The 18,469-nt window shown below is 61.9% G+C and carries 15 protein-coding genes and 1 tRNA gene; 12 read left to right on the top strand and 4 right to left on the bottom strand.

Annotated features, from left to right (window positions below; genetic code table 11):
* The first annotated feature begins 20 nt into the window (after positions 1-20).
* The gene (lspA, locus tag ACVOLV_RS13700; protein ID WP_303747034.1) at positions 21-527 is read left to right on the top strand and encodes a signal peptidase II; all 507 of its coding nucleotides are present in this window, start codon (positions 21-23) and stop codon (positions 525-527) included.
* Positions 528-579: 52 nt separating this feature from the next.
* On the top strand, positions 580-1,530 hold the full coding sequence (gene ispH, locus ACVOLV_RS13705) for a 4-hydroxy-3-methylbut-2-enyl diphosphate reductase (protein ID WP_481554880.1): 951 nt from the start codon (positions 580-582) through the stop codon (positions 1,528-1,530).
* Positions 1,531-1,587: 57 nt separating this feature from the next.
* Here the strand turns inward: ispH and ACVOLV_RS13710 are convergent, their stop codons facing one another.
* A complete protein-coding gene (locus tag ACVOLV_RS13710; protein ID WP_481554881.1) occupies positions 1,588-2,601 on the bottom strand; it encodes a LysR family transcriptional regulator in 1,014 nt (337 codons plus the stop codon).
* Positions 2,602-2,687: 86 nt separating this feature from the next.
* On the opposite strand from ACVOLV_RS13710, the gene ACVOLV_RS13715 reads away from it, so the two are divergent.
* The 5 genes from ACVOLV_RS13715 to ACVOLV_RS13735 all read left to right on the top strand — a co-directional run bounded on the left by ACVOLV_RS13715 (position 2,688) and on the right by ACVOLV_RS13735 (position 7,239).
* A complete protein-coding gene (locus ACVOLV_RS13715; protein WP_481554882.1) occupies positions 2,688-4,280 on the top strand; it encodes a GMC family oxidoreductase in 1,593 nt (530 codons plus the stop codon).
* A complete protein-coding gene (locus ACVOLV_RS13720) occupies positions 4,280-4,537 on the top strand; it encodes a putative antibiotic biosynthesis monooxygenase (RefSeq protein WP_481554883.1) in 258 nt (85 codons plus the stop codon). Before ACVOLV_RS13715 ends, ACVOLV_RS13720 begins: the two co-directional genes overlap by 1 nt.
* Positions 4,538-4,555: 18 nt before the next feature.
* The gene (locus ACVOLV_RS13725) at positions 4,556-6,037 is read left to right on the top strand and encodes an aldehyde dehydrogenase family protein (protein WP_481554884.1); all 1,482 of its coding nucleotides are present in this window, start codon (positions 4,556-4,558) and stop codon (positions 6,035-6,037) included.
* 75 nt (positions 6,038-6,112) lie between these two features.
* Positions 6,113-6,994, top strand: coding sequence for a catalase (locus ACVOLV_RS13730; RefSeq protein ID WP_481554885.1), 882 nt, complete (start codon positions 6,113-6,115; stop codon positions 6,992-6,994).
* A 169-nt stretch (positions 6,995-7,163) separates the two neighbouring features.
* Positions 7,164-7,239 (top strand) — tRNA-Thr (locus ACVOLV_RS13735).
* Between the two features lie 58 nt (positions 7,240-7,297).
* Here ACVOLV_RS13735 and ACVOLV_RS13740 read toward each other — a convergent pair.
* Both ACVOLV_RS13740 and ACVOLV_RS13745 read right to left on the bottom strand, forming a co-directional pair.
* Positions 7,298-8,311, bottom strand: coding sequence for a hypothetical protein (locus tag ACVOLV_RS13740; protein WP_481554886.1), 1,014 nt, complete (start codon positions 8,309-8,311; stop codon positions 7,298-7,300).
* Between the two features lie 134 nt (positions 8,312-8,445).
* Positions 8,446-8,976, bottom strand: coding sequence for a hypothetical protein (locus tag ACVOLV_RS13745; RefSeq protein ID WP_481554887.1), 531 nt, complete (start codon positions 8,974-8,976; stop codon positions 8,446-8,448).
* A gap of 1,268 nt (positions 8,977-10,244) precedes the next feature.
* Here ACVOLV_RS13745 and cyoA point away from each other — a divergent pair.
* The 4 genes from cyoA to cyoD are packed head-to-tail and all read left to right on the top strand — an operon-like array spanning position 10,245 to position 14,321.
* Entirely contained in the window at positions 10,245-11,348 is a 1,104-nt protein-coding gene (gene cyoA / locus ACVOLV_RS13750; protein WP_481554888.1) for a ubiquinol oxidase subunit II, read from the top strand.
* A 2-nt stretch (positions 11,349-11,350) separates the two neighbouring features.
* Positions 11,351-13,348, top strand: a complete 1,998-nt coding sequence (gene cyoB / locus ACVOLV_RS13755; RefSeq protein WP_481554889.1) for a cytochrome o ubiquinol oxidase subunit I — start codon at positions 11,351-11,353, stop codon at positions 13,346-13,348.
* A complete protein-coding gene (gene cyoC / locus ACVOLV_RS13760) occupies positions 13,345-13,983 on the top strand; it encodes a cytochrome o ubiquinol oxidase subunit III (protein WP_481528514.1) in 639 nt (212 codons plus the stop codon). The genes cyoB and cyoC overlap by 4 nt, the downstream gene beginning before the upstream one ends.
* On the top strand, positions 13,983-14,321 hold the full coding sequence (gene cyoD / locus ACVOLV_RS13765; RefSeq protein WP_282271076.1) for a cytochrome o ubiquinol oxidase subunit IV: 339 nt from the start codon (positions 13,983-13,985) through the stop codon (positions 14,319-14,321). The genes cyoC and cyoD overlap by 1 nt, the downstream gene beginning before the upstream one ends.
* A gap of 388 nt (positions 14,322-14,709) precedes the next feature.
* Here the strand turns inward: cyoD and ACVOLV_RS13770 are convergent, their stop codons facing one another.
* Positions 14,710-16,770 carry a putative bifunctional diguanylate cyclase/phosphodiesterase gene (locus tag ACVOLV_RS13770; RefSeq protein WP_481554890.1) on the bottom strand — a complete coding sequence of 687 codons (2,061 nt, stop codon included), beginning with the start codon at positions 16,768-16,770 and terminating at the stop codon, positions 14,710-14,712.
* Positions 16,771-16,903: 133 nt separating this feature from the next.
* Here ACVOLV_RS13770 and radA point away from each other — a divergent pair, with 133 nt between their 5' ends.
* Positions 16,904-18,286 carry a DNA repair protein RadA gene (gene radA, locus ACVOLV_RS13775; protein WP_481516936.1) on the top strand — a complete coding sequence of 461 codons (1,383 nt, stop codon included), beginning with the start codon at positions 16,904-16,906 and terminating at the stop codon, positions 18,284-18,286.
* The last annotated feature ends 183 nt before the right edge of the window (positions 18,287-18,469 follow it).

Consider the following 18,469-nt stretch of genomic DNA (forward strand, 5'->3'; position numbering starts at 1 on the left):
GTCCACTACAGGCGTATTACATGCAAGCAAAGGCTGTTAAACCCAACGCGTTGATCTACCTGCTGGTGTCCGTGGTCGTCATTGGCCTGGACCAGTGGAGCAAGGCCTGGGTGCTGTCCAGCCTGCCCGAGTTCACGCCGGTGCCGGTGATTGATGGTTTCTGGAACTGGTACCGCACCTATAACACCGGCGCGGCATTCAGCTTCCTCAGCGATGCTGGCGGCTGGCAGCTGTGGTTCTTCACCTTCCTGGCTATCGCAATCAGTGGCCTGATGGCGTTCTGGTTGTCGCGCACGCCACGCGCCAACTGGCGCAGCGCGCTGCCGTATGCGCTGGTGATCGGTGGCGCCATCGGCAACGTCATCGACCGCCAGATTCATGGTCACGTGGTTGATTTCATTCAGTGGTATATCGGTGACCATTACTGGCCGTCGTTCAACATCGCCGACGCGGCGATTGTGGGTGGCGCCATCGGTATCGCCTTGATGGGCTTGCTTGATGGCAAGGCCGAGAAGAAGGCCGGATGATTCCGGCACCTGTTCCCGCATTTGCGACCGTCAGCGGTCGGAGTCGTTGAAGATGGACGTATTGCTCGCCAATCCCCGTGGTTTCTGTGCCGGTGTAGACCGCGCCATCGAGATCGTCAAACGCGCCATCGAAACCCTGGGCGCGCCGATCTATGTGCGCCATGAAGTGGTGCACAACCGTTTCGTGGTCGACGACCTGAAGGCACGCGGCGCCATCTTCGTTGAGGAACTCGACGAAGTGCCGGATGGAAATACCGTCATCTTCAGCGCACATGGCGTGTCGCAGGCGGTGCGTATCGAAGCCGACCGCCGTGGCCTGAAGGTATTCGATGCCACCTGTCCGTTGGTGACCAAGGTGCACCTGGAAGTGGCCCGCCACTGCCGCGCCGGTCGCGACGTGGTGTTGATTGGTCACGAAGGCCATCCCGAAGTGGAAGGCACCATGGGCCAGTGGAACCGCGAGAAGGGCGTGGGCCATATCTACCTGGTCGAGAGCGTGGAAGATGTGGAGGCGCTGCAGGTATCGCAGCCGGAGAACTTCGCCTACACCACCCAGACCACCTTGTCGGTGGATGACACGCGCGCCGTGATCGAGGCGCTGCGCAAGCACTTTCCCAAGATCCAGGGGCCGAAGAACGACGACATCTGCTACGCCACGCAGAACCGCCAGGATGCGGTGCGCGACCTGGCCAAGGAGTGTGATCTGGTGCTGGTGGTGGGTTCGCCGAATAGTTCCAACTCCAATCGCCTCAGTGAACTTGCACGTCGTGAAGGCGTGGAGTCCTATTTGATCGATGGCGCGGAAGAGATTGATCCGCAGTGGGTGGTTGGCAAGAAGCACATCGGCCTGACCGCCGGCGCGTCGGCACCACAAGTGCTGGTCGATGGTGTCATCGCGCGACTGCGCGAGCTGGGTGCTGGCAGCGTACGCGAAACCGGTGGCGAGCCGGAAACCATGGTGTTCGCGCTGCCAAAGGAATTGCGTCTGCGCCTTGTGGACTGAGTGCCGGGACAGCGTTGTATTCGATGAAGCCGACCCCGTTGGGTCGGCTTTGTCCGTTCATGGCGTTGCGAAAGCTGCGGTGTCGAAAGGGTTCAGCTCGGTACTTGCACGCTCCGCTATGAAGTCGATGAAGACGCGCACCCGTGGTACCTGCGCGGCCATCGGTGGCCATACCAGGAAGATGCCAGTGGGTGCGATGGCGTGTATGCCCAGTACCTCCTGCAACTGTCCAGTGGCGATCTCCTCGCGCACCAGATAGTCGGGCAGCTGCACGATGCCAAGTCCGGCCAGTGCGGCACTTTCCAATGCGGCAACATCGTTGAGTGCGCATTCGGGCGTGGTGGGTTTGGGAACGATTTGGCTTTTGAATCGCCATGGTTCCATCCGCTCATTGCCGGAATGGCGATAGTGGATGCAGTGATGGCAAGCCAGCTCGGCGATCGATGTGGGGATGCCATGTTCGGCAAGATAGTGTGGCGAGGCGCAGGTGACGAGCGTGTACGATCCCAGTCGGCGTGCCTGCAGACTGGAGTCTTCCAGTTCGCCGGCCCACAGCGCCAGGTCATAGCCTTCTTCAATGATGTCCAGCCGGTGCGCGTCGAGACTGAGGGCGACGTTTACCTCCGGGTAGCGCACATTGAAGTCGTGCAGGGCGGGCAGTACGAACTTCCGGCCCAGGATCGTGCTGGCGGTGATTTTCAGCCTTCCGCGTGGCGTGTTCTGGCGCATGTTCAATTCGCGCTCGGCCTCCTGCAGGTCTTTCAATACCTTGTCGGCGTAGTGGTACAGCACTTCACCTTCGCCGGTGAGTGCCAGCGAGCGGGTAGTGCGGTTGAGCAGGCGCGTGCCAAGGCGCGATTCGAGTCTTTCCACCGCCTTGCCCACCGCTGATGCGGACAGCCCGAGGCTGCGGCCTGCGGCAGAGAAACTGCCGGCGCGCACGGCCGATGCGAAGGCAATCAAGCCGTTCAATGATTCCAGCGATGAGAGGACTGACGACATTTCTTCCTTGGTGTCACGACAGGTGCAGGGATTCCCCTTGCGCAGGGCTCGGCCGAGGATCGGCGTCATGGTTCCGTTACCAGATCGCCGATGCTGTAGCGCGTTCGCAGGTGACGGGGGCGGCTTGAAGGCTCTGCTGCGAGGAGGTACTTGCCATGGCTACTCGGCAAAAATACGCGGGTACAGGCGTACAGGTGCATGGTGACAGTGCGCACGCGGTGGCGACCTCGGGTGGCTCCTACTACGACGTGGTGATTGTCGGTGGCGGGTCGGCCGGCGCAGTGATGGCCAGCCGGCTCAGTGAAGAGCCGTTCCGTCGCGTGCTGTTGATCGAGGCCGGGCAGGCGTATGCACCTGATGCCTATCCCGATGCGGTGCGTCTGCAGAACATCATCGGCGGTGATGCCGCACACGATTGGGGATATTCGGCTGAGCCCAACATCTATGGTGTGACGATGCCGGTGCCGCGCGGCAAGGTGCTGGGCGGCTGCTCGGCGGTCAATGCAGGTGTGGCGATGCGCGCACCAGCCGGCGATTTCGAGCGCTGGACTGCGGCTGGGCTGGAGCACTGGACCGCGCAGGATGTATTGCCTTTCTTCCAGCGCAGCGAGCGCACCGTGCATGGAGAAGATGCTTTGCATGGGCGCAGCGGGCCGTGGCCGATTCATTATCTCCAGGACGATGAAGTCTCGGACATGCAGCGTGCCTTTGCCGCCTCTGCTGTGCAGGCCGGGTTTGCGAAGGTGACTGATTTCAACGGCGATCAACCGTTCGGCGTTGGGCCTTACCCGATGAACAACCGGATGGGGCAGCGGCTCAACACCGGCATGACGTATCTATCTCTGGATGTGCGGATGCGTCCCAATCTGTGCATCCGCAGCCAGACCCTGGTTGACCGGGTTGTGGTTGAAGGTCGGCGTGCGGTGGAGGTGGTGCTGGCCGGTGGTCAGCGCATCGCTGCTGAAAGCATCGTGTTGAGTGCTGGGACTTACGGCACGGCAGCGATACTGCTGCGCTCAGGGATTGGACCCGCCAACGATCTGCTGGAGCTGGATATTGATGTGGTCGCCAATCTGCCAGTTGGGCAGCGACTGCAGGAGCATCCATTCTTCTACACCACCTGGGCAGCGCGCCCGGACCGGCTCGGGCTGCCGCTGCCGCCGGTGGGCGCCATCCTGTGGGCGAAGTCCTCCAAGGCGGCAGCCAATGTAGGTGACTTCCATGTGTCGGCAGTGCACTACGGTGACCCGCATGCCTCACCAACGGGCGCCATTTTCATGTTGGCGCTGGCGCTGACCCGGCCGCAGTCGCTGGGTACGGTGACGCTGCGCTCGCGTGGACCCGATGTGGCACCGGTCATAGCACTCAATCTATTGGCCGATATTCAGGACCGGCAGTTGATGGTGGAGGGCATTGAGCTGATCCGACGCATCGCCAGACAAGGGCCGCTGGCGGCAATGATTGCCGAGGAGATGGTGCCCGGCGCGCTGTCGACGTCATACGAGGCGCTGGAAGCTGCGTTGCCGATGGCCTTGGATATCTACCACCATCCCACCTCGACCGCGCCGATGGGTGGTGCAAACGATGTGCACGCTGTGCTCGACTATCAAGGGCGTGTGCGCGGCATCGATGGTCTTCGCGTGGCCGACGCCTCGGCGTTCCCGGATGTGCCCTGCGTGGCAACCAACCCAACGGTGATCATGTTGGCTGAGCGCATCAGCCAATGGATGCGGGATGCAGACAACTGATGGCGCCCCCCGGGCTCGCGCCGCGCTTGAAGCGCACCGCACTGATCTGGCTGGCGGTGTATCCAACTGTGCTGGCGGTGGTGGGTCTGCTCGGCCCACGTACCAGGCATTGGTCGCTGCCGCTGCGGGTAATGGCATCGACGCTGATCATCGTGCCGATCGTGGTCAATGTCAGCGCCCCCTTGGTGGAGGCGCTGTTGTCTGCGGTGCTGCGCTCTTGGCTGCGAGTCAGGCACGGTGGTGCCGATCATGAGTAAACAACGCGTGGAGGTGCCATGAGCGGGGCAACCAGATCACCAGAGCAACTGCGCCGTGCCGCCAACTGGATCAACGGCATTCCGCGCTTTGATGGTGTGCTCAAGGAGTCGATCAATCCGGCGACCTATGAAGTGATAGGCAGCTATCCGGACAACGGCCGTGCCGCGGCGATGGCGGCGGTGTCTGCCGCATCGCAGGCGTTCCAGCAGACCCTGTGGGCGCATGATCACGAGTTGCGTGCGCGGGTGCTGGAGCAGTTGGCGCAGGCGTTCGAGCGCAACCGCGATCGCTTGGCCGAGATGCTCTCGTTGGAGAACGGAAAGATCGTTGCCGAGGCGGCGTTCGAGCTGGACATGGTGCCGAGCAAGCTGCGCTATTCGGCGGCGACCGCGATGCTGGAGGCGGGTCGCGCGCTGCGACCGAAGCCAGGCCGGCTGTCGATGGTTCTGCGCCAGCCGATGGGCGTGGCGGCGGTGATCGCACCTTGGAATTCGCCGGTGGTGCTGACCATCCGTTCGTTGGCGCCGGCATTGGCGGCCGGCTGCACCACGGTGATCAAACTGCCATCGCAGGTAGCGCAGACCGCCAGCATCATGGCCAAGATCATGGCCGAGGCGGAATCGTTGCCGCGCGGCGTGATCAATCTGTTCTTCGAAAGTGGCCCGGAAGGTTCCAGCTATCTGGTGGATGCGCCGCAGGTGCCGGTGGTGAGCTTCACCGGCTCCACCCGCACCGGCCGAGCGATCAGCAGCAGCGGTGCAAAACACCTCAAGCGTTTTGGCATGGAGCTCGGTGGCAAGACGCCGATGATCCTGTTTGAAGACACGGATCTGGGCCAGGCGTTGCCGGTGATTGAAAAAGCACTGACGGTATTCAGTGGCCAGTTCTGCATGACCGGCTCGCGGCTGCTGGTGCATGACCACATCTACGATGCGGTGCGTGATGGCATCGGCGCACGGCTGCGCATGGTCAAGATAGGGCCTGCGGCTGACCCGAGTAGCGACATGGGGCCGTTGATCGACCGCGCCAACGTGGAGCGGGTGGATGCAGTGGTGCAGGAGGCGATCAGCTCCGGCGCGATCGTGGTTGAGCGTGGCGGGCCGGTTACTACCGGGCCGTTGCGCAAGGGCGCCTTCTTCCGCCCGGCCCTGCTGGAAGTGTTCGACAACGGGTTGGCCATCATCCAGCAGGAAACCTTCGGCCCGGTGCTCACCATTCAACGCTTCAGCGATGAAGCGCAGGCGATTCGCCTGGCCAACGACAGCGAATATGGATTGGCCGCAAGTGTATGGACGCGCGACGTCGACCGCGCCTTGCGTGTGGCCGAAGCGCTTGATGCCGGCTCGGTGTGGATCAACGACTGGGCGCGGGTGTTTGATGGCACGGAGGAGGGTGGTTTCAAACAGTCAGGACTGGGACGGCTCAATGGATTGGCCGCGTTGGAAGATTTTCTGGAATACAAACACATCGCGTTGCGGCCGGGTCTGGTCGAGCGCTGAATAGCGTCGCACCTCCGCGAGCTGCTGATAGCTGCCACGGCGATGCGGTGGGAGGACACGGCGATGGTGACAGACATGTCGCAGGCGTTGTTCGGAGCCCTGAATGCCGGCACCAAGCTGGCCGCTGGCGGCAGGGTCAATCATGCGCGCGGGCTGCTGGTGGAAGGACACTTCCGTGCGACTGCAACCGCACCGCAGCTCTGCATGGCGGCGGTCTTCGGCGGCGAGGATCTGCGCGTGTTGGCGCGCTTCTCAAGCTCTGGTGCCAATCCGCACATTGACCAGCGCAGCCCCGCGAGCGAGCCGCGCGGCCTCGCGCTGCGGATCGGAAACAAAGCGGCAATGGTGCTGGTCGGGCATTCGCTGGAAGGTTTCCCGGCAGCTCACCCCGAAGCGTTTCTCGCCTTCTTGAACGCTGTGAACCAGCGCGAACGGGTGCCAGCGATGCTGGCGGCGCAGATGGCCGGCTGCCCGGCGGTTGCGCGCTTCGAGGAACTGCGTGCGGGTGCCGCGAGCAGCAGCTTCAGCGCCTTGGATTACCACATGCTGCACGCCTACCGGTTGATCGCCACGGACGGACATGCCCGCATCGGCCGCCTCAGCATGCGTGCGACCAAACCCTACGTCGCCCGCGCTCCACCAGACGGCCCCGATTACCTGGACAAGCGTCTGCGCGGCGAGCTGTCCAAGGGCAAGATAGTCTTCGCGCTGCTGTTCACCCCGGTGCCCGACGGCGAGGACCCGGCCGACATCACCCGCGGCTGGGACCCGGCCGCACCATCGTTCGCGCTGGGCCACATCTGGCTGGAGCGGCTGCTCCCGCAGCAGACCAGCCAGCGCAAAGTAGCCTTTGACCCGGCGCTGCTACCGGCGGGGATAGGCTTTGCCGGTGACCCGATGCTGCACGCAAGGCTGAGGGCGTACCGGTTGGCCGCGGCGCGGCGGTTGGGGCGGTAAAAGGCGGCGTGGTGTTGGGCTGTAGTGGCTGTTCCCTTCCGCCTGGGGGTTGGCTGACCACTCCGGGGCGGGGCTGAGGCGCGTCAGTGGCAATCGTCCGAGCTTTGAGACGGCTCCGTGCAAAGGCGGATTGACCGCATCACCTCCTTTGCCTACAATTCCCGCCTTCGCCGGAATAGCTCAGTTGGTAGAGCGGCGCATTCGTAATGCGTAGGTCGTAGGTTCGATTCCTATTTCCGGCACCAAGATCAAGCCCGCCCAGTGCGGGCTTTTTCTTTGCCGGTGCTTGCCGCGTGCTTTATTTCAGAGTAACCGCCTGGTGCTGCCAGGAGGCCGTTCGGGGCGTTGCCCAGTGGGAGGGTCGGGCCTCAGCCCGGCCTTGGTCACGGCCTTGATCAGGGCGTCTTTTCTACCTTCCCTCGGCCAGCCAGCCACTTTGGCAATCACATGGCCGTTCCGCATGAAGTAGAAAACAGGAGTGTCCCAGTCGCTCAACTCCGGCCATTCTGTCTGTCGGTAGACAATGGTCATATGCAGAGTGGGGTGCTGTTGGTTCCATCTGGAGAACATCAGAAAGTCCAGATCCCGGCCCTGTGGCGCCATCCATCTGGAGTGTTCGATGAACAACCTGCTCAGCACTGGATCCGCTTCGATGGCTCGGGCAGCGTTCTGTGTGAAATGACACGTCGGATGCGCGATGACGAGAATACCCGTGCCCGAATGCTGCTCGCTACTTGTCTGAGTCAATGTTTTGCCGTCGCTGCTGGTGCTCAGCAGGCTGCGGCTTTGATCATTCCTGCCTTTCTGGGCGACAAACAGCACGACTGTAGGAAGGCTGGCAGCTGGCTGTGACAGGGCGAATTGATTGGCTGCAGCGAAGTCGCGCGCAGCGACCAGTGATCCCAGTGTTTCCCTTGCTTGCAGATCTGTTGCGGCGTTGCGGCGCTGCAGCTCTGCAAAAGAGCGCGCTTGGTCGTGAGAGAAGTTGGCGTCGTTGGTGTAGAAGGACGCGATGTTTGCAGCATCGTATGCCAGCCGCACCTCGTCTGTACTGAGCTTGGCGCGTGTCGAATCATCCAGTCTCGAAAGCGCCGAGTTTTCATAAGTGTCGTGAATGCGTTTATTGCGTGTGGACTGGTCTTGCTCGGTGGTGGCTGCGGCCAACTGCCGGAGCTCGATAATTGCATCGGCCAGGTTTGTCTTGTCAGCCGTCAACGCCTCCGCAGAACCGATGATCATGCTCGCGGCGAGTATGGTCAGTGATAGTTTTGCCAGCGCGCTTGGGGAGATGTCTTCTGTAAACAGGGATGCATGCATTTCTGGTCTGCTGCGTGGCGTGGCATTCCACTTGCGGAGGGCGGTCGGTCAGGCGTGCGCTCAGGTTCTGTAGGAGCTTCCACGGCGTGGAGGAACTCTTCAAGGCATGCGATGTGGCGGGCCTTGGGTCCAGCTCAGCAATTGCTTGTGCAGATCTTGCTGAGAGCCGAGGAGCACGTAGCACGTGCTTCGCACTTGTAGTCGCCGTAGTCGGCAATAAGCATTCTGTTGATGTTGCCAGTGTTTGCTATGGCCCGATCAGCGTCATCCAGGACCTGAAGGCCAGGTATGGCGCTGGTACTGTGCTGAATTCCAAATAGTGCCAGCACCTGATAGACCTGTGTGGCGCTGAGTTCTGCGCGGAGGTCCGAATAGTCATAGGTGGTCACACCTTTTTCGTTGAACTGCACGCTGGATACAAAATGTTGCAGGCCTTGCGGTGAAAGCTTGTTGATTGGCGAGTTGGCAGGTTTGTTGTGCAAGTAGCTCAGAAGATCAACTTTGGACTTTATTGGTGCCACGGCATAGTCGATTGCATTTTGCTTCTCTGCATCCATGGCGACACGTTCAAGTGTCTGCTCAATGCTCGATCTGTCAGCGCTGAATGCATTGGGCGCTGAAAGGATGGCGACGGTCCAGCAAACGGACAGGGCGAAGATTCTCATGGTGCTTTCTTTCCAGGTTTTGGGTGTTGGCGGTCTTGTCGTTACCTTTTGATAGCTGTCTGTGCAGGAGTGACATCGTGTCTTGTGACGATTGATTTCTATGGCGCGGTTTGCTGGATGCGGTGTGGCTTGGATGCGTGGCTGGCATCTGGCAGCAGCGGAGGGTTGCTGTTTGGATCGCGCCGTTGCAAAGCGTATAGCAATCTCTCTGGTGGATTTCCTCTGGAATGTTGAGGTTTTGTCCGAACTGTCGGGACACTTTCTTGTGATGTTCCGGTTGGCCAGGTAGCTTTCTTCGCTGCTTTTCGACGCAGGATTGATGGGGGCTGCTGCTTCCGGTGGCCGAGTTGCGTCAGATCATCTAGGCGACAGCCTCGCTGCCGATGAGCGGCATGTTCGGCGAGCGACATGCGTGGCGCCGTCATTTTCGTCATGGCGCGGCGTTGCTTCGGTTCACATTGCTTCTTGCTCGTGAGTACGGGCATCAAGGAAGGGAGTACTGGCAAGGCTCGCCGCCGTTCGTGCCGCTGCGTTTGCTACGTGGTTGCTGGCTGTGGGCACATTGTTCGTATAGCCGCGCTCCGGCATTGACGAGATTCCTTTTCGCTGCTGGTCGCTGCCGCTGTCTGTTGGCTTTATGACTGGTTCCGTCGCTGGCTTTGCTCCGGTTCTGATGTTGGGTCCGTAGCCAGTCAGTAATGCACCGGATCAGTCTGGCCCGCTTGAGTCTGCAATTTCATTCACATACATGAATATATCGAAGGGCTCGTGCTCGAAGGTGTTCAGCTATCTCCCCGTATCGCCGGGCGGCGGTGCGTTGAAATGATCGCGCCGGAGCAGATGACTGGACGACGGCGCCCGGTGTGGCGTCCGGTGTCAGCTGGCGCGGTGGTGCCGAGCCCGATGGGTGCCTGTCAATTCGTTGTTCCGACCACTATGCGTAAGCGCGACCGGGTCAGAAGGCTTGACGAATGGCCGTTTTTGCCAAACGGCAGTATTCAGCAAGGTCGTCCGAACGCGACCCGCCTTGCTTTCTGCGCGCGGCGATCGCACCCAGGTGCGACAACGTGTCGCACGCCGCTGCCCGCTTTTGCTGCGCGAAATCATTGTCAATACCTTTCTTAAGTGGTGCGTGAAGGCCTAAAATTGCGGGGCTGAAATCTGACAACCCCCTACATGTCTCCCCGGTGGGCAATCCCCGGGCGCTTGTTTGCGTTTGCATGTATGGGCTTGCCAGGTCCGGCTCTCCCTCGCAATTGGATCGACCGATGATTCCGTTGAAAACTCTTGGACGCTTTTTGCGTCCGGGCCTCATTGTCGCTATGGCCGTCATGATGACGGGCTGCGACTGGGCCTTGTTTGACCCCAAGGGCCAGATCGCCCGGGACGAACTCACGCTGCTGATCACCTGTACGGTGCTGATGCTGCTGGTGGTCATCCCAGTGATCGTGCTGACGCTGGTGTTCGCGTGGAAGTACCGCGCATCCAACACCAAGGCCCGTTACGAGCCCAACTGGTCTCACTCCACCGCCATCGAAGTGGTGGTCTGGTCGATCCCGTGCATGATCATCCTGGTCCTGGCCGTGCTGACCTGGCGTTCTTCGCACGCGCTGGATCCGTACAAGCCGCTGGAGTCCGATACCAAGCCGGTGGTGATCGAAGCGATCTCGCTGGATTGGAAGTGGCTGTTCGTCTACCCGGAAGAGAACATCGCCGTGGTCAACGAGCTGACCTTCCCGGTTGATGCCCCGCTGAACTTCAAGATCACCGCCGATACGGTGATGAATGCGTTCTTCATTCCGCATCTGGGTAGCATGATCTACTCGATGGCCGGCATGGAGACCAAGCTGCACCTGATCGCCAACGAGGCCGGCAGCTATGAAGGCCGCTCCTCGCACTACAGCGGTGCAGGTTTCAGCAAGATGCATTTCACCGCGCATGCGGTGAGCAATGAGGAATACCAGGCCTGGTTGGCCAAGGTGCGCGGCGATGCCAAGGTCATGGACCAGAAGGCGTTTGCCGAACTCACCACCGAGCAGAACCACGACTGGCATCCGGTGACCTATTACGGCAGCACCGAGAAGGGCCTGTTCGACGCCATCATTGCCAAGCATGCCGGTGAGAACCACCACTTCGGCATGAAGCACGATGGCAAGAAGATGTCGCACGAAGGTGCCGGCCACGAGGCGATGCAGGCCGAAGCCATGGACCACGCTGCGATGGGCCACGACGCGATGGATCACGCCGCCATGAGCCATGACGCTCCTGCCGCCGCTGCTCCTGCTGCCGCCGAGGCTGACGGCCACGCCGGTCACAATGCCAACGAGCCCGCCGAAGCCGCACATGCCGGCCACGGCACCTCGGGAGAATGACGATGCTTGGAAAACTCTCTCTTGATTCACTGCCGCACGATCCCATCGTGCTCTCCACCCTCATCGGCGCGATGCTGGGCGGCCTGGCTGTAGTAGCCGCGGTCACCAAGTTCAAGCTGTGGGGCTACCTGTGGAAGGAGTGGTTCACCTCGGTGGACCATAAGAAGATCGGCGCGATGTACCTGATCGTGGCGTTCGTGATGCTGCTGCGCGGCTTCTCCGACGCGATCATGATGCGTGCCCAGCAGGCGGTTGCTGCTGGCGGCGCCGAAGGCTATCTGCCGCCACACCACTACGACCAGATCTTCACTGCCCATGGCGTGATCATGATCTTCTTCGTGGCCATGCCGCTGATCACCGGTTTGATGAACCTGGTGGTGCCGCTGCAGATTGGTGCGCGCGACGTTGCCTTCCCGTTCCTGAACTCGCTGAGCTTCTGGCTGTTCGTCGCAGGCTGCGGCCTGATGATGATCTCGCTGTGGATCGGTGAATTCGCCGCGACCGGCTGGCTGGCGTTCCCGCCCTTGTCAGGCTTGGAATACAGTCCAAGCGTAGGTATGGATTACTACATCTGGGCGCTGCAGGTCTCCGGCCTGGGTACCACGCTGAGCGGTATCAACTTCTTCATCACCATCCTCAAGATGCGTAGCCCGGGCATGAAGCTGATGCACATGCCGGTGTTCAGCTGGACCGCCCTGGTCACCAACCTGCTGATCATTGCTGCCTTCCCGGTGTTGACCATCACCCTGGTGCTGCTGACCCTGGACCGTTACCTGGGTACGCACTTCTTCACCAACGATGGTGGCGGCAACGCCATGCTGTACATCAACCTGATCTGGATCTGGGGCCACCCGGAGGTCTACATCCTGGTGCTGCCGGCATTCGGTGTGTTCTCTGAAGTGATCGCCACGTTCTCGCGCAAGACCCTGTTCGGCTACAAGGGCATGGTCTACGCCACCTGTGCGATCGGTGTGTTGTCGTTCCTGGTGTGGTTGCACCACTTCTTCACCATGGGCTCGGGTGCCAACGTCAATGCCTTCTTCGGCATCACGACGATGATCATCTCGATCCCGACCGGCGTGAAGATCTTCAACTGGCTGTTCACGATGTACCGCGGCCGCGTGCACTTCACCTCGCCGGTGTTGTGGACGATCGGTTTCATGGTCACCTTCACCATTGGCGGCATGACCGGCGTGATGTTGGCGATCCCGGCCATCGACTTCGTGCTGCACAACTCGCTGTTCCTGATTGCCCACTTCCACAACGTCATCATCGGCGGCGTGGTGTTCGGCATGTTTGCCGGTATCACGTACTGGTGGCCGAAGATGTTCGGTTTCACCTTGAATGAAACCTGGGGCAAGCGTGCGTTCTGGGGCTGGTTCATCGGCTTCTACGTGGCCTTCATGCCGCTGTACGCACTGGGCTTCATGGGTGCTACGCGTCGTATGCAGAGCTACCCGAACATGGACTACCAGCCGTACTTCATTGTTGCCGCTGTCGGCGCCGCGATCATCGCCGTGGGCATCCTGTGCCAGGTGATCCAGATCGCCGTGTCCATCCGCGACCGCAAGAAGAATGCTGACCTGACTGGCGATCCGTGGGATGCCCGTACCCTGGAGTGGGAAACCGCTTCCCCGGTGCAGTTCTACAACTTCGCCACCCTGCCCAAGGGTGAGGAGCTGGACGAATTCTGGCACCGCAAGCAGCGCGGCGAAGCCTGGCAGAAGCCGGCCAAGTACAGCGACATCCACATGCCGAAGAACACCGGCACTGGCGTTGTGATCGGCGCGTTCAGCCTGGTGCTGGGTTTTGCGATGGTCTGGCACATCTGGTTGCTGGCCATCATCGGCCTGGTCGGCATGATCGCCACCTTCATCTACCGTACCTTCGACAAGGACGTGGATTACTGGGTGCCGGCTGCCGAGGTGGAACGTATCGAGAACGAACACCGTAAGCACCTGGAAGCGCAGGGCTTGGTGAAGACCGAGGTGAAGGCATGAGCACGAACGCCCACACGATGACCCACGGTTCCGCAGCGCACGCTGCGGACCATGGCGATGACCATCACGAGCATCACGACACCAGCGAGAACACCGTCTTCGGTTTCTGGGTGTACCTGATGAGCGATCTGCTCATCTTCGCCACTCTGTTCGTGACGTATGTGGTTTTGTCCGGCGGCACCAATGGTGGCCCGTCGGCCAAGGACCTGTTCGAGCTGCCGTTCGTGGCGTGGGAAACCGCGCTGCTGCTGGTGTCCTCGCTGACCTTCGGCCTGGGCATGATCGCCATGCACCAGTCCAAGAAAGGCTTGATGTTCTTCTGGCTGGCCATCACCTGGCTGCTGGGTGCCGGCTTCATGGGCATGGAAATCTGGGAGTTCAACCACCTGATCCATAACGGCCACGGCCCGGACAAGAGTGCCTTCCTGTCGGCGTTCTTCGCCCTGGTCGGTACCCACGGTCTGCACGTGACCGCTGGTCTGCTGTGGTTGGCGGTGATGTTCATCCAGCTCAAGCAGGATGGCCTGACCCCGCGCAACAAGACCCGCATGGCGTGCCTGAGCCTGTTCTGGCACTTCCTGGATCTGGTCTGGATTGGCGTGTTCTCTGTCGTTTATCTGTCGGGAGCGATGTAATGTCCGCACATGACAATCATGCACACGGTGCCGCTGGCGAAAGCCACGGCAGCGTCAAGTCTTACCTGATCGGCTTCGTGCTGGCGGCCGTGCTCACCATCATCCCGTTCTGGGTAGTGATGAGCGGCGGTATGTCGAGCTTCGCCACCGGCGCGGTGATCGTGGTTGCAGGCATCCTGCAGCTGCTGGTGCACCTGGTGTTCTTCCTGCACCTTGACCGTTCCTCGGCTGCCCGCTGGAACGTCAATGCCGGCATGTTCACCCTGGTGGTGATCGGCATCATCGTGCTGGGCACGCTGTGGGTCATGTGGAACATGAATCACCACATGATGCACTGAGCGGCTTGATCGCTTGGATGTTGAACAAAGGCCGCCGCAAGGCGGCCTTTGTTTTTGTTTTTGTTTTTGTAGTGCCGAGCCATGCTCGGCAGACGCCTTCCCAACAAGCCATAAGCCAGCCGCAGTTGTAGGAGCAGCATAAGCCGCGAAGCAGATGGTCCTTCAGATCGCAGGCAGCAGGGTGGTTTCGCCCAGCCCGGTTTCGCGGCTTACGCCGCTTCTACAAGTGCTGAGGCATCGTGGGCAGGCCCCTGCCGAGCATGGCTCGGCACTGCGCTCCCTCCCTTTGGCGTAGCCAAGGGGAGGGTTGGGGAGGGGTTGGCTTTTGGGCGCTTCAGGCGTTGCCAGCTTCGCGGCTTACGCCGCTCCCACAAACGGCGGGCTTGCTTCAGCTGTTACAGCGCACGAAATCTGCTGCAGCCATTGGCCGGCCCAGGTGATAGCCCTGCAATACGTCGCAGCCCAGTTCGCCCAGGAAGTCGCGTTGCGCTTCGGTTTCCACACCTTCGGCAACCACCTGCAATTGCAGCGAACGGCCCAGCGCGATGATCGAGGAAACAATCGCCGCATCCTCGGCGTTGTGCTCGAGGTCGCGCACGAAGGCACGGTCGATCTTCAGCTCGGTGGCAGGCATGCGCTTGAGATAGAGCAGGCTGGAGTAGCCGGTACCGAAGTCGTCGATGGCAATGCGCACACCCATCGCGGTCAACGCCTCCAGGATCTGCAGGCTCGCTTCGACATCCTTCATCGCCGTGCTCTCGGTCACTTCCAGGGTCAGCTGGCGGGGGTCCAGCGCATGCCGTTCCAGCGTTGAGCGCACCGTCTCCACCAGGGTGGGTGAGGCGAACTGTAGTGGCGACAGGTTGACCGCCATCGACCAGTCGGCGTTTCCTGCGTCATGCCAGGCGCGCAGCTGCGCGCAGGCGGTATCCAGGACCCATTCGCCGACAGGAATGATCAGGCCGCTGCGCTCTGCAACCGGGATGAACACGTCCGGTGACAGCATGCCCAGGTCTGGGTGGTTCCAGCGCAGCAGTGCTTCGGCACCGTTGGCGCGGTCGCCACCGGCGGGGAACTTGGGCTGGTAGTGCAGCACCAGCTCGTTGCGTGCGATGGCGCGGCGCAGGTCCTGCAGCAGCCGCAGGCGCTGGCGGGTGCCGGCCTGCATGGTCGAGGTGAAGAATGCATGACCGTTCCGGCCGCTCTGCTTGACGTGGTACATCGCCGCGTCGGCATGCGCCATCAACTCGCGCTCGGTGCTGGCATCTTCTGGATACAGGGCGATGCCGATGCTGGCGCTCACAAGCAGCTCTGCGTTGTCGATCAGGAACGGGTCGCTGATGGCGGTGCTGATCTGCTCGGCCATCAGTGCTGCGTCGTCAGGTGAGTCGATCGCCATCACGATCACGAATTCATCGCCGCCGAGCCGGGCAAAGGTGTCCTGGCTGCGCAACAGAGCACCGATCTTATTGCTGAACTGCACCAGCAGGCGGTCACCCAACTGGTGACCATAGGCATCGTTGACGTTCTTGAAGCCGTCCAGATCGCAGAACATCAAGGCCAGTCCGAATTCGCGCCGGGAGGCTTTCTCGATGGCGCGCTCGATGCGGTCCTGCAGCAGCACGCGATTGGGTAGCTGGGTCAAAGGGTCGTGCAGCGCGGCCTGCACCAGCTTTTCATTGGCATTGGCCAGCGAATGCGCCAATACGCCGGTACGCAAACGCATCTGCCCGTCGAAAACCGAGGCCAGCAATGCGACCGCAAGCGTGGCGATGGTGGTGACGATCACCAGCCCGGCAAGTAGTTGGGTATCCAGCCCGCCGTCGCTGATGGCACCGCAGAACGCGCCGGCCGGGAAGCGTGCGGCGGCCATGCCGGTGTAATGCATGCCGACGATGGCCAAGCCCATCACCAGTGACGCCAGCATCCGCATCGGCAGCAGGCGGGGCTGCTCATGGCGCAGGCGCTGTGCAATCCACAAGGCCGCCGCCGAGGCGCCGATGGCGATCAGGATCGAAGCGGTGAACCACAGCGGGTCATAATCGATACCCGGTTGCATCTGCATTGCTGCCATGCCGATGTAGTGCATCGCCGCGATGCCCAGGCCCATCAGTACCGCTCCAGCCAGCAGGCGGCTCACCGCTAGCCGCTGTCGCGATACCAGCCATAGCGCGTACATCGAGGCGGCAATCGAGGCAGCCAGTGACCAGCCAGTGAGCAGCAGGTCGTAGCCCACCGGGACGGGCAGTTTGAAGGCGAGCATGCCGATGAAGTGCATCGACCAGATGCCCAGGCCCATCGCTATCGCACCACCTACCAGCCAGATGCGTGCAGCCCTTCGGCTCTGGGCGCTGGCCACACGCGCGGACATGTCCAGAGCGGTGTAGGAGGCAAGGATCGCCACCAGTAACGAGACGACAACGAGGCTCTGGTTGTAACTGCCAATCATTGGGGGTTCCTGGAACGTCGATACGGGGCATAGCCCTGCTTACATAGCGGCACTGGTGCCGCGGACTTTAGCTGTCGCAGCGTTTGCGACATCGGTGGGCTATCCTGCCCCGCTAACGCAGATAGGAACTTCCATGGCCAAGACCCGCAGCGCCTACGTCTGCAGCGAATGCGGCGCCGAGTACAGCAAGTGGCAAGGGCAGTGCACCGAGTGCGGTGTATGGAATGTGCTCAGCGAAATCGTGCTTGAGACCGCAGCTTCGGCAAAGGCGCCGGCTGCGCGCCGCAGCGGCTGGGCCGGCAAGGTCGAGGCGCCCAAGATCACCGCCTTGAAGGATGTGCAGCAAACCGAGCATCTGCGGGTTTCCACCGGCATCAGCGAGTTCGACCGGGTGCTTGGCGGCGGACTGGTCGAGGGCGCGGTGGTGCTGGTCGGCGGCGACCCGGGTATCGGCAAGTCAACGCTACTGCTGCAGGCGGTGGCCAAGATGGCCAGCAGCCTGCCGGTGCTGTACGTCACCGGTGAAGAGTCGCTTTCGCAGGTGGCCGGCCGTGCGGTGCGTCTGGATCTGCCGCTGGAGGGTATCAACGCACTGTCCGAGACCGGTGTCGAGAACATCCTGCAGCACGCGGTGAAGGCGCGGCCCAAACTGATCGTCGCCGACTCGGTGCAGACACTGTGGACCGAGGCGCTGACCGCTGCACCGGGCTCGGTCAGCCAGGTGCGCGAAAGTGCGGCGCGGCTGGTCCGCTTTGCCAAGGAAACCGGTACTGCCGTGTTCCTGGTCGGCCATGTCACCAAGGAAGGCGGTATCGCTGGTCCGCGTGTGCTTGAGCACATGGTGGATGCGGTGCTGTACTTCGAAGGTGAGAGCGGCAGCCGCTTCCGCATCCTGCGCGCCTTCAAGAACCGTTTCGGTGCGGTCAATGAGCTGGGCGTGTTTGCAATGGGCGAAAAGGGTTTGAAGGAAGTGCCCAATCCATCGGCGATCTTCCTGTCCGGTGGCAGTACCCGCCAACCTGGCAGCTGCGTGATGGTGACCCGCGAAGGCACGCGCCCGCTGCTGGTTGAAGTGCAGGCGCTGGTGGACTCCTCACCGCTGTCCAATCCGCGCCGGGTGGCGGTGGGTCTGGAGCAGAACCGTTTGGCGATGCTGCTGGCGGTGCTGCACCGCCATGGCGGCGTGCTGGTCGGCGACCAGGACGTGTTCGTCAATGTGGTGGGCGGCATCCGTGTGCAGGAGACCGCCGTCGATCTGCCGGTGCTGCTGGCGGTGTTGTCCTCGCTGCAGGACCGGCCGCTGGCGGAGAAGACCATTGCCTTCGGCGAGGTGGGTTTGTCCGGCGAAATCCGCCCGGTACCCAATGGCGAGGATCGCCTTCGCGAAGCGGCAACACATGGTTTCAAGCGCGCGATCGTGCCCAAGGCCAATGCGCCAAAGGCCGGCACGGTGAAGGGCATGGAAGTGATTGCAGTGGAGCGGCTGTCGCAGGCGCTGGAAGCGGCGATGGAGTGAGGGCGGCTGTAGTGGGGGGGGGGGGGGGGGGGGGGGGGGGGGGGGGGGGGGGGGTGGGGGGGGCGGGGGGGGGGGGGGGGGGGGTGGGGGGGGGGGGGGGGGGGGGGGGTGGGGGGGGGGCGGGGGGGGGGGGGGGGCGGGGCGGGGGGGGGGGGCGGGGGGGGGGGGGGGGGGGGGGGGGGG

This window comes from Stenotrophomonas sp. STEN023, assembly GCF_056760135.1.